The following is a 14,520-nucleotide window of genomic DNA, read 5'->3' as shown; positions in this document are numbered from 1 at the left end:
ACCGAGATGTACGCCCCACGAATCTACGCGGCGAGACCTGACTCGGCCCCCGATTGCCCGCTCCCCACCCCGGTTCGAGGACCGGCGGTAGTCTCGTCTGTGAACCCGGAGGGGATCGTCGACCACCGGGGCACCTACCTGCGACGATCCGACGTGGAGGATTCAGCGTGAAAGACCTGGTGGACACCACCGAGATGTACCTCCGCACGATCTACGAGCTCGAGGAGGAGGGTGTGATCCCGCTCCGTGCCCGCATCGCGGAGCGACTCGAGCAGAGCGGACCGACCGTGAGCCAGACGGTCGCGCGGATGGAACGCGACGGCCTGGTGCACGTGGCACCCGACCGGCATCTCCAACTCACCACCAGCGGCCGGGACCTGGCCGTGGACGTCATGCGCAAGCACCGTCTGGCCGAGCGGCTGCTCGTCGACGTGATCGGGCTGGAGCTGGAGAAGGTCCACGCCGAGGCGTGCCGCTGGGAGCACGTGATGAGTGACGACGTGGAACGGCGTCTAATCGAGGTACTCGAGGATCCGAGGACGTCCCCGTACGGCAACCCGATCCCGGGACTCGACAAGATCGGCTACGCCACCGCGATGGCCGACGAGACCGCGTTCACCCGTCTGTCCGCCCTGGACACGGACATCCCGCACAGCGTCCGGATACAGGCGATCGGCGAGAACGTCCAGATCGACACCGACCTGATCTCCGAGCTCCGCGCGGCCGGCGTCGAGCCGCTGAAGACCGTGACCGCCACCCGGCGGGGCCACCTCGTCGAACTCGACTCCGGTGACGGCCACACTGTGGAGCTCGACGGCGATCACGCGCACGCGATCCAGGTCGAGATCCTCCCGTGAGACTGCTCGTCACAGGAGGAGCCGGGTACGTCGGCGGGGTCTGTGCGACGGTCCTCGTCGAGCGCGGACACGAGGTGGTGATCCTCGACGACCTCTCCACCGGCAACAGGGACGGCGTCCCCTCGGCGGCGACGTTCATCGAGGGGGACGTCGCCGACCTGGCGGGCGAGGTCCTGCGGTCGGGGCCCGGCTTCGACGGCGTGGTGCACTTCGCCGCCCGCTCGCTCGTCGGGGAATCGGTGGAGAAGCCCGGGGAGTACTGGCAGGGCAACGTGGTGACCTCCCTCGCGCTCCTCGACGCGATGCGCGCTGCCGACGTGTCCAACCTCGTCTTCTCCTCCACCGCGGCGACCTATGGCGAGCCGGAGCAGATCCCGATCACCGAGGACATGCCCACCCGGCCGACCAACACCTACGGCGCCACCAAGTTGGCGATCGATCACGCCATCACCTCGTACGCCGCGGCCCACGGACTCGCGGCCACGAGCCTGCGCTACTTCAACGTGGCCGGGGCCCACGGTCCGGTGGGCGAGAACCGTGTCGTGGAGACCCACCTCATCCCGTTGGTGCTGCAGGTGGCCCTCGGGCACCGATCCGACATCAAGGTCTTCGGAGACGACTGGCCCACGCCCGACGGGACCTGTGTCCGCGACTACATCCACGTCGCCGACCTCGCCGATGCCCACCTGTTGGCCCTGGAATCCAACCGGCCCGGCGTCCACCGGATTCTCAATCTCGGGAGTGGGGAGGGATTCTCCGTCCGGGAGGTGATCGACGTGTGCCGCGAGGTCACAGGGCACCCCATCCCGGACGTGGTCGCGCCACGCCGGGCGGGCGACCCGGCGGTACTCGTCGCCTCGAGCGAGAAGGCGATGACCGAATTGGGGTGGACTCCCACCCGGACCGATCTCCACACCATCGTCCGCGATGCATGGGCGTTCACCTCGGCTCTGGGAGACCGGGCGCACTCCGCGCGCCGGTAGACCGGGGCGGCAATCCTCAGGCCGCGGCCGCCCGGCGGAGCCGCTCCGGGGCGAGCCCCTGCTCCAGACCGTGGAGGAGCAGACGCGCCAGAGAATTCGCCGGATCCGCGGACACCGCGGCCTCGAGGGCGGCCCGGGCGTGGACCCCGCCACCGGCGAAGTACGCCGCGGCTCCCAGTAACAGCAGCGCTACCGAGCGCTCGCGGCCGGGCCTGCGGCGAGCGAGCGACCACCAGAGCAGACGACGACCGTCCTGATCGCACAGACCTCGCTGGGCCAGACGCCGGTAGACCTCGTCCCGCACCGCGATGTCCAGCAGGGCGCGTCCGATCCCCGCCAGGTCGTCGTCGTCGATCTCCTCCCCCACCTCCAGGCTCCGTACCGCGTCCTCGTGCGCCTCCACCGCGCGGTCGACCTCGCGGGAGCCACCGAGCCTGACCGGTGCGCTGCCGTGCGGGTCGTCGTCACACGCGTCGTCGTCACGCACCAGATACAGGTCCTCGATCTCGCCCCGTGACCCGGCCCGGATCCGACCGTCGAACGCGTGGACCGCGGCGATCTCCGTCGAATCAGGGTCCACCTGCGTGCCCCGGACCATTCCGAACAGGTCGACCCACGGCGAGCCGTGCGCGAACTCGCCGACCCCGTACGCACCGACGACCCGCGTCCCGGACAGCCCCAGCCAGTACTCGAACGCCGCGGCGACGTCCTCCGCCCGGAGGCCGGCGGTCTCCCCGTCCGCACAGTTCTCGTGGACCACCACCAGATGAACGCCCGTCACTCCCTCTCGAGCGCAGAACCGTGCCAACCCGCGCGCCGGGCCGTCGTCGACCGTCATCGGTGGGAACTCGTCCGGCCCGGAGAGCACGTCTTGATCACCTCCGAGCAGTCCGTCGACATCCATCCTGACGACCGGACCGGCGCGGCCTCCGGCGGTGCGTCCACAGACGATCACCACCGATCCCGTGCCCGGCGGGAAGCCCAACATCGACGGGATGGACGCGATGAGCTCCTCGGGGGAGGTGATCACCACCGTCGGAGCATCATCAATCCCGTCTCCACCGATCCGTCCGTTCCCCGTCATCGCCGTCCACCCGTCTCCTCGTCTCACGTCCGCTCCGCCGACCGGGCGAACCGTGGGTGCCGGTGCACCGGATCAACCTTCGGACACGGCGCCGACGGCGGGCGCCCGGAAACCGGCGCTGAACGGGCCGCTGGGGAGCCCGAGAAATGATGGGGAATCATCTGCGGCCCGCTGTCGTTGGCACAGAGGTGAAACCCCGTCCCGGTGGGACGATCCATTCGGACCGGTGCGGACGATTCGGGGTGTCGCGACGAGAGGAGTCGACATGGCCAGGCACAGCGATCTGTACCGACTGATCGAGCCCGTCCCCGATCTGCGGTCGGAGTCCGGACAGGGCCCGGTGCTGGTGCACGCGTTGGAGGGGTTCTCCGACGCAGGCCAGGCGATCCAGGGCGTCACCGAACACATCAAGGGGAGCCTGGACTCCCAGCTGATCGTGGAGTTCGACGCGGACCAGCTGGTCGACTACCGCTCGCGTCGCCCGCAGGTGCGGTACTCGTTCGACCATTTCGCCGGGTACTCGGAACCGACCATCCAGATGCACGCCGTCAAGGACGCGGACGGGACGCCATTCCTCCTGCTCTCCGGTCTTGAGCCGGACCTGAAGTGGGACGGGTTCACCGAATCCGTGATCGACCTCGCCGGGTCGTTCGGGGCCCGGATGTCGATCGGCCTCGGCGCCATCCCCCTCGGGGTGCCGCACACCCGCCCCACCCAGTCGAGCGCGCACGCCAGTGACGTCGACCTCATCCGCGGGTTCACCGCCTGGCCCGGGGAGTTCTCCGTCCCGGGGAACGTGAGCGCCCTGCTGGAGCTCCGCATGGCAGAGCACGGGATCCCCTCCGCGGGCTTCACCGTCCACGTCCCCCAGTACCTGTCGCAGACCGCCTACCCCGCGGCGGTCCTCAACCTGGTCGGGAACATCGCGCAGATCTCCCAGCTCGAGCTGCCGTCCGGTGAGCTTGAGTCCGCGGCTGCGGACTTCACCGCACAGGTCACCGCCCAGATCGCCGACAGTCCGGAGATCCGGACCGCGGTGGAGCTGATGGAGAAGCAGTACGACGAGTTCATGGAGAGCCGCCACGGTTCCGACTCGCTCAACCCCGGCGGCACCCCCCTGCCGTCCGGCGACGAGATCGGCGCGGAGTTCGAGCGGTTCCTCGCGGAGCAGACCGGCGACGACGGGCCCGGCGCCCAGTAGCGCAGGCAGGCGGGAGCGGCCGGGCGGCTAGGCTCGGTCTGGTGCACCTGCCCGACCTCCTCGCCGACCTGGACGACGTCCCCTCCGATCTCCTGGAGGAGGCGGTGTTCGACGCCTTCGTGGCATGGGCCGACGCCCAGGGCCTGACGCTCTATCCGGCGCAGGAGGAGGCAGTGCTCGAGGTGACGGCGGGGAGCCACGTCGTCCTGGCCACCCCGACGGGATCGGGCAAGTCCCTGGTCGCGCTGGGTGCGCACTTCTCCGCGATGGCCAGGGGCACGCGGAGCTACTACACCGCGCCGATCAAGGCTCTGGTCAGCGAGAAGTTCTTCTCCCTGTGCGCGGTGTTCGGCGCGGAGAACGTGGGGATGCTCACCGGCGACGCCGCCGTCAACGCCGATGCGCCGATCGTCTGCGCGACCGCGGAGATCGTGGCCAACATCGCGCTGAGGGAGGGCGCCGACGCCGACATCGGCCAGGTGGTGATGGACGAGTTCCACTACTACTCCGAGCCCGACCGGGGCTGGGCCTGGCAGGTGCCGCTGATCGAACTCCCCGACACGCAGTTCCTCCTCATGTCCGCGACCCTCGGGGACGTCGACTGGCTCATCGAGGACCTGCGCACCCGCACCGGACGGGAGTGCACGCTCGTCGGGGGGACCGAGCGGCCGGTCCCGCTGACGTTCGACTACGCGCTGCAGAGCGTCCACGAATCGGTCGAACTGCTGCTCCGCGACGGCAAGGCCCCCGTGTACATCGTCCACTTCACGCAGGCCTCCGCCCTGGAACAGGCGCAGGCGCTGACCTCGGTGGCCGTGTCCTCCAAGGAGCGCAAGGCCGCGATCGCCGAGCAGATCGGCGGATTCCGGTTCACGACCTCCTTCGGTCGGAACCTGCGCAAATTGCTCCTGCACGGGATCGGCGTGCACCACGCGGGCATGCTCCCGAAGTACCGCCGCCTCGTGGAACGGCTCGCCCAGGACGGGTTGCTCACCGTCATCTGTGGGACCGACACCCTCGGCGTCGGAATCAACGTCCCCATCCGGACCGTGCTGTTCACGGGCCTGACCAAGTTCGACGGCCGCCGACAGCGGGTCCTCAAGGCCAGGGAGTTTCACCAGATCGCCGGCCGCGCCGGCCGCGCGGGATTCGACACCGAGGGCCTGGTGGTGGTGCTGGCACCCGAGCACGAGGTGGAGAACGCCAAGGCGGCGGCCAAGACCGCCGCCAACCCCAAGAAGAAAAGCAAGGCGGCCAAGAAGAAGCCTCCGGAGGGATTCGTCAACTGGACCCGCGCCACGTTCGACAAGCTCGTCGGTGCCCAGCCCGAGCAGCTGACCAGTCGCTTCGAGGTCAACAACGCGATGCTGCTCAACGTGATCTCACGGCCCGGGAGCTGCTACACCCACATGCGGCATCTGCTGCTGTCCTCACACGAGACCAGGGCCCGCGTCCGGCACCACGTCCTGCGGTCCATCGAGCTCTTCCGAGGGCTCGAGACGGCGGGCATCGTCGAGCGGATGACGGAGCCGGACGACGAGGGTCGGCACGTCCGACTGACAATGGATCTGCAACGGGACTTCGCCCTCAACCAGCCCCTCGCCCCGTTCGCTATCGCCGCGATGGAGGTCCTCGACCCCGACTCCCCCACCCCGGTCCTGGACCTGGTCTCGGTGATCGAATCCGTTCTCGACGACCCGCGCCCGATCCTCTACGCACAGCAGCGGGCCGCCCGTGGTGAGGCGATCGGGGCCCTCAAGGCCGAGGGGGTGGAGTACTCCGAGCGGATGGAACTCGTCGAAGACATCACGTGGCCCACGCCCCTCGCGGACCTCCTCGCCGACGCCTATGATGCCTACCGCGCCGGGCACCCGTGGGTCGCGGGGATCGAACCGTCGCCGAAGTCGGTCATCCGAGAGATGGTCGAGCGGGGGATGACGTTCTCCGATCTGGTCTCCGCCTACGGCCTCAGCCGGTCCGAGGGCTCAGTCCTGCGCTATCTCACCGACGCCTACCGGGCACTACGGCAGACCGTTCCCGCAGAGCTGCGGACCGAGGAGTTCGACGACCTGGTGGAATGGCTCGGGGAACTCGTCCGCCAGGTCGACTCGAGCCTGTTGGACGAATGGGAGCTGCTCACCGACCCGGAGGTCTCGCCGGATCAGGTGGCGGAGCTCGCCTTCGGGCAGTCGACCGGCACCACCCGACCCGTCACCGCCAACCTGCGGGCGTTCCGGGTGATGGTCCGCAACGCGATGTTCCGACGGGTCGAACTGCTGGCGCGGGACGACATCGACACGCTCGCCCGACTCGACGCCGACGTCCCCGTCCATCCCGACTGGGACACCGAGATCGATGCGTACTGGGACGAGTACGACGCGATCGGCACCGGGCCCGCGGCACGCGGGCCCGCACTGTTCTCCGTCGCCGAATCGGGCGACGGGGTGGAACCGGGGACCTGGAGGGTCCGGCAAGTGCTGGACGATCCGGAGCACGACCACGGTTGGGCCGTCGAGGCCGTCGTGGACCTGGGCGCCAGCGACGAGGCGGGGGAGGTCCGCTTCGCGTCTCTGACGCTCGCCGGCTGAGCGAGCCGACTGATCGATCCCGGTGACCGAGCCGGGTGACCGAGCAGGGAGGCTGAACCGGGCCGCGGATCCGGTGTCCGTACGATGACCGACGAACACCGCACCGACCCCTGAACGACCCCCGGACGACCCTGGACGACCCTGGAGGACATCTGTGACCCCCCGCATCCTGTACAAGAGGCTCGCGTTCGCGGAGGTGATCACCTGGACGTTGCTCATCCTGGGGATGATCGGCAAGTACGGTTTCGGGCTCGACTGGGCCACCACGGTCGGTGGCAGCATCCACGGTTTCGTGTTCCTGTGCTACACCGTGGCGACCATCGCGGTGTGGACGGACAAGCGCTGGTCCGCGGGCACGGGCCTGCTGGGCCTGCTGTCCGCCGTCGTGCCCTACGCCACCGTGCCGTTCGAGAGGTCCGTCGAACGCCGCGGACTCCTCGAGGGACAGTGGCGGCTCGGGCCGGGGAGCGACCAGCCTCATTCCCCCGCCGAGCGCGTCCTGGCCTTCGCGCTCCGGTCCCCGGTGGTCGCCCTGATCGTGACCCTCGTCGTGGTGGCGGTGGTCTTCACCCTGCTCCTGGTGGCGGGCAAGCCCACGGAGTGGATCTCGTGACCCCTGACCGTGGGCCCGGACGCCGGGAGCTCAACAAGGCGGACAAGCAGCGTCGGATCCTGGCCGCCGCCCGAGACCTGTTCTTCCGCAACGGGTACTCGTCGGTCACCACGCAGGAGGTGGCCGAGAAGGCGGAGGTGGGTACCGGGACGCTGTTCCGGTACGCCCGGTCCAAAGGCGAGCTGCTGTGCATGGTGGCCAACGAGGAGTTCCGTGCCATGGTGGAGACCGTTCCGGACACCGGGGATCCGGTCGAGGACCTGGTCGCGCTCTGCGGCCCCCTGTTCACCGCCCTCGAGAACCACCCGGAGAACATCGTCGCCTACCACCGCGAGACGGTGTTCGGGGAGCCCGGGCCCCACCGTGCGGAGGCGCAGCGCATCCTCCGCGAGCTGCGGGGGATCATCGGACTGATCCTGGCCCGGCACTCCCCGGGTCTGCAGGAGGCTCCGGATCTCGACGGCGCCGCCCAGACGGTCTTCGATGTCCTGTACATGTGCATCGTTCGTTCGGGGATCGATCGGTCGCCGGGCCGCGATCACCGAGCCGACCTGCACGAGCATGTCGAGCGGGTCCTGCACGGTGCACTCGCCCGTCGGGTCGCGCCAGACCGCGCGTACTGACACCCTCGTCCGGGACACCCCGACGACGGGCACCGCACCCCGCCGGGTGAGACTTGTCCGCATGACTGATGGCAACGACACCGACACCCACCCCGTGACCCGCCCGATCAAGGACGCGTCCACGGTGATGGTGGTACGTGACTCCGACCGCGGGCCCGAGGTGTTCGTGGCGCGCCGGGTCCGGGGAATGGCCTTCGCCGGGGGCATGACGGTGTTCCCGGGAGGGGGTGTGGACGCCACGGACGATGATCCTGAACTCGCGTGGACCGGCAACGCGCCCGAGTGGTGGGCGGAGCGGTTCGGCTGCGACGTGCCGCGGGCGCGCCGGTTGGTGTGTGCGGCCGCCAGGGAGACCTTCGAGGAATGTGGCGTGCTCCTCGCCGACCACGCCGACGGATCCCCGGTCGCGGACGCGGGTCGATACCACTCGAGTCGCGAGGAACTGGAGAGCCACCGGGTGACCTTCAGCCGGTTCCTCGCCGACGAGGGGCTCTCCCTCGCTGCGGGCAGACTCCGTCCCCACGACCACTGGATCACGCCCGCGGTGGAGTCGCGGAGGTACGACACGCGGTTCTTCCTCGCCGCGCTGCCGGAGGGGCAGGAACCCGACGACCTCACGACCGAGGTCGACCTGACCATGTGGGCCCGTCCCGTCGACCTCCTCTCCGACTTCCGGTCCGGACGCTCCATGCTCCTGCCCCCGACGTGGACCCAGCTCCGGGTCCTCGCCGAATACGCGGACGTGACGGCTGCTCTGGCCGCCGAGCGCGCCATCACACCCGTGCAACCGGAGGTCGTCGAACACCGAGGCGGGGTGCGCGTGCGCTTCGACGGCTCGGACGAGTACTGGTCCGACTACCAGGCCGGCCGTCCGGAGTCGGGGCGCTGATCGCCACCACCGGACATCTCGAACTGCCGACGCACCCGGCTGTGCGGTGGTTGACTGCCTCTCATGCCGGAGTTCGAGTTCGACGTGGACACGTCGATCGCCGCCGGGTGGGATCGCTTCGCGGCCCGCCTGGCCGAACTGCTGCGTGACCTCGTCCCGGGAGCGACGTTCGACCTGGCCGTCCCCGTGCTGGGCTCCCCGTCCACCCGGACCCCATACGTGCGTTTCACCGCCGCCGGCGACGGCAGCATCCATGCGGAGGTCTCCGGCGGGGGGTCCGAGGACTCGCCGGAACCGTTGGGGCCGGTTCGGCTCCGGCAGCTCCTCGCGCACGGGTGGGCGCCGGGAGCATCCGCGGAATCGGGGCTCGGCCTGACGTTCCCGGTCGACCGTGCACCGGAGGTGGCGCACCTCGTCGCCGGCACGATGGAGCGGGTCTTCGGAATCCCCCATCCGGTCTTCCTCCACGATGTGTCCGAGCCGCAGGACCCGTCTGTGTCCGAGCCGCAGGGCCCGTCGACGGGCCACTCAGAGGACCCCGCGCCCGCGGAGGTCGACTTCCGTCCCCTGACCATCGCCACCCCCGACGAGGCGACCAGGGCCCTGCAGTCGGCCCTGTCGGAGGTGTACCAGAGGCGTATCACGCCCGACGAGCACGACGTGTTCACCGTTCCCGCCGGGTACGTGCTGCTGTTCATCCGTGCACACCGATCGCTTCCGCTCGTGGTGTTCCGGAGCCCGCTCGTGTCGTCCGTGGAGGACCCCGCGGCCGCGGAGACCGAGGTCGCGATCCTCAATCGCGACTCGTTGTGGTGCCGGTACGTCTTCGACGGCGAGACGATCTCCGCGGAGGCGGAATTCGTCGACAGGGTGTTCGTCCCGGTCAACTTCAAGATCCACCTGGCCGAGATCTCCGCCGAGCTCGACGACGTCTACTCCGATCTCGCGCACCGGGTCACGGGCCGACGATGGCGTGACCTGCGCGCCGCGGACGACCACAGACCGCGGGAACAGTAAGATCTGGGACCGTGCCGGGACGTGCCCGGTATGAGACCTCGCCCCAGGAGCGCCAGAATGCGTCGCGCCGTCCTCGCCGTAGTGATCGTGAGCGCGGCCGTGTCCGCACCGGCCTGCTCGCCGGCGTCCCTGTTCGGCGACGACGACTCCGCGGGCGTCCCGGTGCAGGCCGGTGAGCAGTCGGGCCCCCTGCCGTCGTCGCAGCAGTTCGACAGGCCGTTCCCCGTGGCCGGTGACGACTGGGACGCCACCCTGACCCTGTCCGGCCTGCGGATCGTGCCCTCCACCGTGTACTCGGACGCCGTGGTCGTGGTGGACGTCCGGGTGGTGCAGGCGTCAGGGCAGCCGGAACTGGGCCCCGGGGACTTCTCGGCCTTCGACCCGGCGGGAAGGCCCTTCGAGCGGATCGAGAACCCCGCGGGGACGGTCGACGACCCCCTGGTGCCGTCGGTCCTGAGCTTCCCCGGCGAGGAGATCCGCGGGATGGTCGCCTGGACGATGCCCCGGGGGCACCGGATCGGTCGGATCGACGTGGTCACCCCGAGGACCATCGGTTCGGTCACCGTGACCCGCCAGCCGGAGGACCCGGCGGCCTCCTAGGACACGAGAGGGCCCCGGCCCTCGGGCGGAGCAGAGCCCTCGAGATAGGTCCAGCGACCACCTCGGCGCTCGAACTCGGACCGTTCACGCAGGACGGCCGGCCCGCCGGGCCCGACGTAGCGGGCCTCGAACTCCACGATCCCGATCCGGTCGTCGGCACCACCGGACACCACGTCGAGGATCGTGAGCCCGACCCACTCCACGTCTCCGCCCTCCACACGGGCCGGCCTCGTCCGCGGGTGCCAGGTGCGCCAGAGATGATCCTCCCGACCCAGGACGAAGGCCGTGTACCGGGATCTCATGAGCTGCTCGGCCGTCTCGGCCGGGACACCATCGTCCACGAGCGGACCGCAACAGTCTCCGAGAGCGCGCGGGCTCCCGCAGGGGCATTCGCTCACGTGCGCCTCCTCATTCCACCCGGGTCCGCGGTCAGGCTACCCACCCGCAGTCCGGCTATGCTCGGCGGAGACATGTCCAGGTTCAGTGCCCTCCCGTTCAGCGCCGGTCGCCGGTCCGATCCCGACAACGCCCCCTTGCGGGTCCGCTCGTGTCGGGACCTGTGCCAGTGGTCCAGGACGCCGGCGGAGCGCCGCGGCGAGCCCATGTTCGCCTGCCGTGGCTGCGGATCGCAGTGGGTCCCGAGCGAGCACTGGACTCCGCGGGACAGCAGCGGGGCGGTACCCCCGGAGGTGTTGGGGATCATCAGAGCCGAACCATGACCGCACCGGTCGGCCTCTAGGCTGGCCGGATGACCACCACCCCTCGATCCACCGGTTCCCCCACGGGCCCCTCCGTCGATCCCGCTGTGAGCTCCAGCACCATCGATGCCGTCCTGCGCCGCTCGGCCGCCCGGTTCCCGGACCGGGTGGCACTGACCTTCGCCGACCGCCGGTGGACCTACGCGGCCCTGGACTCGGCTGTCGACCGGGTGGCCCATATGCTCTCCGACCAGGGCCTGGAGGACAAGGCCCGGGTGGCCGCCTACGGGGTCAACTCCGACGCCTATCTCATCGCCTTCCTCGCCGCGTCGCGTGCCGGGTTCACCCACGTACCCGTCAATTACGCCCTGACCGGGGGCGAGCTGGAGTATCTGCTGACCGACTCTGGGTCGTCGCTGGTCCTGGTGGACCCGGCACAAGCGCCCACCTCGGCCGAGGTTCTCCAGACGTTGCCCGGGGTGCGCTCCCTCGCGCTGCTGCCCCACGCGGGGGAGCCCGCGGACGGCACCGTCCTGGGGTCCGCCCTCGACGACTCTCCGTGCGCGGTGATGCAGTCCCCGGCCACCGGCACCGACCTGGCGCAGCTCCTGTACACCTCGGGGACCACCTCGCGTCCCAAGGGCGCGATGATGACCCATTCGGCGTTGGTACACGAGTACGTGAGCTGCATCCTCGCCCTCGACTTCACGGCCGACGACGAGCCGTTGGTGACGATGCCCCTCTATCACTCGGCCGCGATGCACGTCTTCGCGCTCCCCTATCTGTCCCTGGGTGCGACGGTCCACCTCATGGCGGCCCCGGACATCCCGGAGATCTTGCGACGGATCGAGGTCGACAGGATCGGCTCGCTGTTCCTCGCGCCTACGGTCTGGGTACCCCTGGCCTCACACCCCGACCTGGAGTCACGGGACCTGTCGAGTCTGCGCAAGGCTCAGTACGGTGCCTCGATCATGCCGGTGACGGTGCTCCAGCGACTCCGGGGCAGGTATCCCGAGCTCGGGTTCTACAACTGCTTCGGGCAGTCGGAGATCGGTCCGCTGGCCAGCGTCCTGCGCCCCGAGGAGCACGAGGCCCGTCCGGCGAGCGCCGGCCGCCCCGTCTTCTTTGTCGAAGCCAGGGTCGTGGACGAGACGGGTGCCGAGGTCGCGGACGGCGACCGCGGCGAGGTGGTCTACCGCTCTCCGCAGTTGTGCCAGGGCTATTGGAACAAGCCCGACGCCACGGCAGAGGCGTTCCGCGACGGATGGTTCCACTCCGGCGATCTCGTGGTGCGGGACGCCGAGGGGTTCATCGAGGTCGTCGACCGGATCAAGGACGTCATCAACACCGGTGGGGTCCTGGTGGCGTCCCGGGAGGTCGAGGACGCGGTGTACAAGGATGACCGTGTCGCGGAGGTGGCGGTGATCGGAACGCCGGACGCCAAGTGGATCGAGGCCGTCACCGCGGTGGTGGTGCTCAGGGACGACGCGCATGCCAGCGAGTCCGAGATCATCGAGGGCACCCGCGCCCATCTCGCGCCGTTCAAGGTGCCCAAACGTGTGGTCTTCGTCGACGAACTGCCGCGTAACCAGTCGGGCAAGCTCCTCAAGCGGGAGCTGCGTCAGAGCTGACCCGGTCAAGAACCTCCGCGGCCACCACGTCGGGAGCCTGCTCCGGGATCCAGTGCCCTGTGGCCGACAGCGGAACGAATCGGTACTCCCCGGTCATCCGGGAGGCGGTGGCCTCCGCACCGGTGCGCCCGATCGCCGGGTCGTCCCGTCCCCACAGATAGGTCGTGGGAACCGATATGGCCGGCAGGTCGTACCGCCGCATCGCGCGGTACCAGTTGAGCGCGCCCGTCAGTCCAGCCCGGGAGCCGACCAACTCGAGGTGCCTGTCCACGAGTTCCTCCGACACGTGCTCGTCGAACATCTCCCGCAGCCGCCGGGCCCCGTCCTCCAGGAGGACGTCCTCGGCTTTCCCTTCCTGGCGGAACAGTGCGAAGTACGCCGACCGTGCCCGTTGGTCCGGGTCCGACTCCAGAGCCCGGGCGAACTCGGTCAGGTGGGGCACGGACACCACCGTGAGGCTGGTCACCCGCTCGGGGTGGTGGCCGGCGAGCCACCACGCGACCGATGCCCCCCAGTCGTGGCCGAGCACGTGCACGGACTCCAGACCCAACTGGTCGACGACCGCGAGCGCGTCCGCACTCAGGTGCTCGATCGCATACTCCCCGACGTCCTCCGGACGGGCACCGGTCGAGTAGCCACGCTGAGCCGGGGCGACGACCCGCAGGCCCTGCCGCGTCAGCATCCCGGCGACGGCCTCCCACTCCCACGGTGACTCCGGGAAGCCGTGCAGGGCCAGCACGGTCCCCCGCTCCGCTCCGATCGCACGCCACTCCAGGACGTCGAGCGTGCCGACCGGTATATCGACGGTCATGTGCTGCGGTTCCATGAATCAGACCCTAGCCCCTGTCAGGGAGTCACCGCAGCCGACCTCCCGGCGGGTTGTGGGCGGACGAGCCCGTGGGTGCGACCAGAGACCGTCGCTCGCACCAGTCGTGCACCAGCCACATCTCCACGACGAGCGGGTCCACGGCGGCCTCCTCCGCCCACGCGGAGACTAACTCCAGGTACCACTGGTACCTGCGGGGCGTCATCCGGCCGATCGATTCGATCTCCGTCCATCCGGCGTGGACGAGAGTGCCGATCCCGGCCGGGTCGACGGGAACGATGTGCTGCTGCGACCACGCCATGCCCAGCGACGACAGGTAGAGCGACGCGAGAGGGAACCCGAGATCGGGCACTCCCCTACCTGCCCTGCCGTGTGGTGCACCGTTGCGCAGGAGGTTCATGGCCTCCCCCGGCGTGTCCAGCCAGTTCGCCGCCTCGTGTAGGACCAGGGGATAACCGTGGGAGGAGACCGAACGCCACCCGGACCGGTCCCGCTCGGGCACGCGGAAGTCCGGTAGCCCCCGACGCACTCCGGATCTCAGTGGGTGACCGGTGAGCCAGGCCGCGCACATGTAGAGCGCGACAACCGACTCCTCCAGGCTTCCCCGCGCCCGGCGACCCGCCGCCCACAGGTCGCTCCTGCGGAGGTATCCGGATCCGGACTCGACACGGCCACCGTCCGGCCCACCGGCGACCAGGCGGAGGTCGACGCGGCGCTCCGCCAACCTGAGGTTCCACAGGTCGAGGTCGATCTCCACGTACTCGTCCGCCACCAGCAGAGCCGGGGGCTGGGCACGGCACCATCTGAGACACGAAGAGGGCAGGTCCGGGATGGGACGGGATCCGGTCGTCGTCATGCCCGCACGGTCTCACGTGGGTACGACACCCCGGAACGCCGGTCGGCCCGGCCC

At 69.8% G+C, this 14,520-nt stretch carries 14 protein-coding genes; 10 read left to right on the top strand and 4 right to left on the bottom strand.

The genetic code is table 11. The features are described 5' to 3' along the window. The first annotated feature begins 167 nt into the window (after positions 1–167). Both H483_RS33390 and galE read left to right on the top strand, forming a co-directional pair. Positions 168–857 carry a metal-dependent transcriptional regulator gene (locus H483_RS33390; protein ID WP_017837705.1) on the top strand — a complete coding sequence of 230 codons (690 nt, stop codon included), beginning with the start codon at positions 168–170 and terminating at the stop codon, positions 855–857. Then, positions 854–1,840, top strand: a complete 987-nt coding sequence (gene galE, locus H483_RS33385; RefSeq protein ID WP_017837704.1) for a UDP-glucose 4-epimerase GalE — start codon at positions 854–856, stop codon at positions 1,838–1,840. The genes H483_RS33390 and galE overlap by 4 nt, the downstream gene beginning before the upstream one ends. Before the next feature lie 16 nt (positions 1,841–1,856). Here galE and H483_RS33380 read toward each other — a convergent pair whose 3' ends face one another. Next, the gene (locus tag H483_RS33380; RefSeq protein WP_017837703.1) at positions 1,857–2,924 is read right to left on the bottom strand and encodes a DUF4192 domain-containing protein; all 1,068 of its coding nucleotides are present in this window, start codon (positions 2,922–2,924) and stop codon (positions 1,857–1,859) included. Between the two features lie 265 nt (positions 2,925–3,189). Between H483_RS33380 and H483_RS33375 the strand changes: the two genes are divergently transcribed. The 7 genes from H483_RS33375 (at position 3,190) to H483_RS33345 (ending at position 10,455) form a co-directional block, all read left to right on the top strand. After that, positions 3,190–4,125: a PAC2 family protein gene (locus H483_RS33375; protein WP_017837702.1), complete on the top strand. Its 936-nt coding sequence runs from the start codon at positions 3,190–3,192 to the stop codon at positions 4,123–4,125. A 41-nt stretch (positions 4,126–4,166) separates the two neighbouring features. Then, positions 4,167–6,713 carry an RNA helicase gene (locus H483_RS33370; RefSeq protein WP_017837701.1) on the top strand — a complete coding sequence of 849 codons (2,547 nt, stop codon included), beginning with the start codon at positions 4,167–4,169 and terminating at the stop codon, positions 6,711–6,713. Positions 6,714–6,867: 154 nt separating this feature from the next. Then, positions 6,868–7,326, top strand: a complete 459-nt coding sequence (locus H483_RS33365) for a DUF3817 domain-containing protein (protein ID WP_017837700.1) — start codon at positions 6,868–6,870, stop codon at positions 7,324–7,326. Beyond that, positions 7,323–7,949 carry a TetR/AcrR family transcriptional regulator gene (locus tag H483_RS33360; protein WP_017837699.1) on the top strand — a complete coding sequence of 209 codons (627 nt, stop codon included), beginning with the start codon at positions 7,323–7,325 and terminating at the stop codon, positions 7,947–7,949. Before H483_RS33365 ends, H483_RS33360 begins: the two co-directional genes overlap by 4 nt. 61 nt (positions 7,950–8,010) lie before the next feature. Continuing rightward, positions 8,011–8,838 (top strand): NUDIX hydrolase, encoded by an 828-nt coding sequence (locus H483_RS33355; RefSeq protein ID WP_017837698.1) that lies wholly within the window; start codon positions 8,011–8,013, stop codon positions 8,836–8,838. 63 nt (positions 8,839–8,901) lie between these two features. Further along, positions 8,902–9,855, top strand: coding sequence for a hypothetical protein (locus tag H483_RS33350; RefSeq protein WP_017837697.1), 954 nt, complete (start codon positions 8,902–8,904; stop codon positions 9,853–9,855). 57 nt (positions 9,856–9,912) lie between these two features. Continuing rightward, the gene (locus H483_RS33345; protein ID WP_017837696.1) at positions 9,913–10,455 is read left to right on the top strand and encodes a hypothetical protein; all 543 of its coding nucleotides are present in this window, start codon (positions 9,913–9,915) and stop codon (positions 10,453–10,455) included. Here H483_RS33345 and H483_RS33340 read toward each other — a convergent pair. After that, entirely contained in the window at positions 10,452–10,796 is a 345-nt protein-coding gene (locus tag H483_RS33340; RefSeq protein ID WP_017837695.1) for a YchJ family protein, read from the bottom strand. The genes H483_RS33345 and H483_RS33340 overlap by 4 nt on opposite strands. Before the next feature lie 407 nt (positions 10,797–11,203). Between H483_RS33340 and H483_RS33335 the strand changes: the two genes are divergently transcribed. Continuing rightward, a complete protein-coding gene (locus H483_RS33335; protein ID WP_017837694.1) occupies positions 11,204–12,784 on the top strand; it encodes a fatty acyl-CoA synthetase in 1,581 nt (526 codons plus the stop codon). Here H483_RS33335 and H483_RS33330 read toward each other — a convergent pair. Together H483_RS33330 and H483_RS0119875 are read right to left on the bottom strand one after the other, a co-directional pair. Further along, complete coding sequence (locus tag H483_RS33330; protein ID WP_017837693.1) at positions 12,759–13,610, bottom strand: alpha/beta fold hydrolase; 852 nt, start codon at positions 13,608–13,610, stop codon at positions 12,759–12,761. The genes H483_RS33335 and H483_RS33330 overlap by 26 nt on opposite strands. 28 nt (positions 13,611–13,638) lie before the next feature. Beyond that, the gene (locus H483_RS0119875; protein ID WP_017837692.1) at positions 13,639–14,466 is read right to left on the bottom strand and encodes a hypothetical protein; all 828 of its coding nucleotides are present in this window, start codon (positions 14,464–14,466) and stop codon (positions 13,639–13,641) included. Positions 14,467–14,520 lie beyond the last annotated feature (54 nt).

This window comes from Dietzia sp. UCD-THP (assembly GCF_000349585.1).
In the GTDB taxonomy this organism is placed as follows: domain Bacteria; phylum Actinomycetota; class Actinomycetes; order Mycobacteriales; family Mycobacteriaceae; genus Dietzia; species Dietzia natronolimnaea_A.
This window is presented reverse-complemented; position numbering and strand designations above follow the sequence as displayed.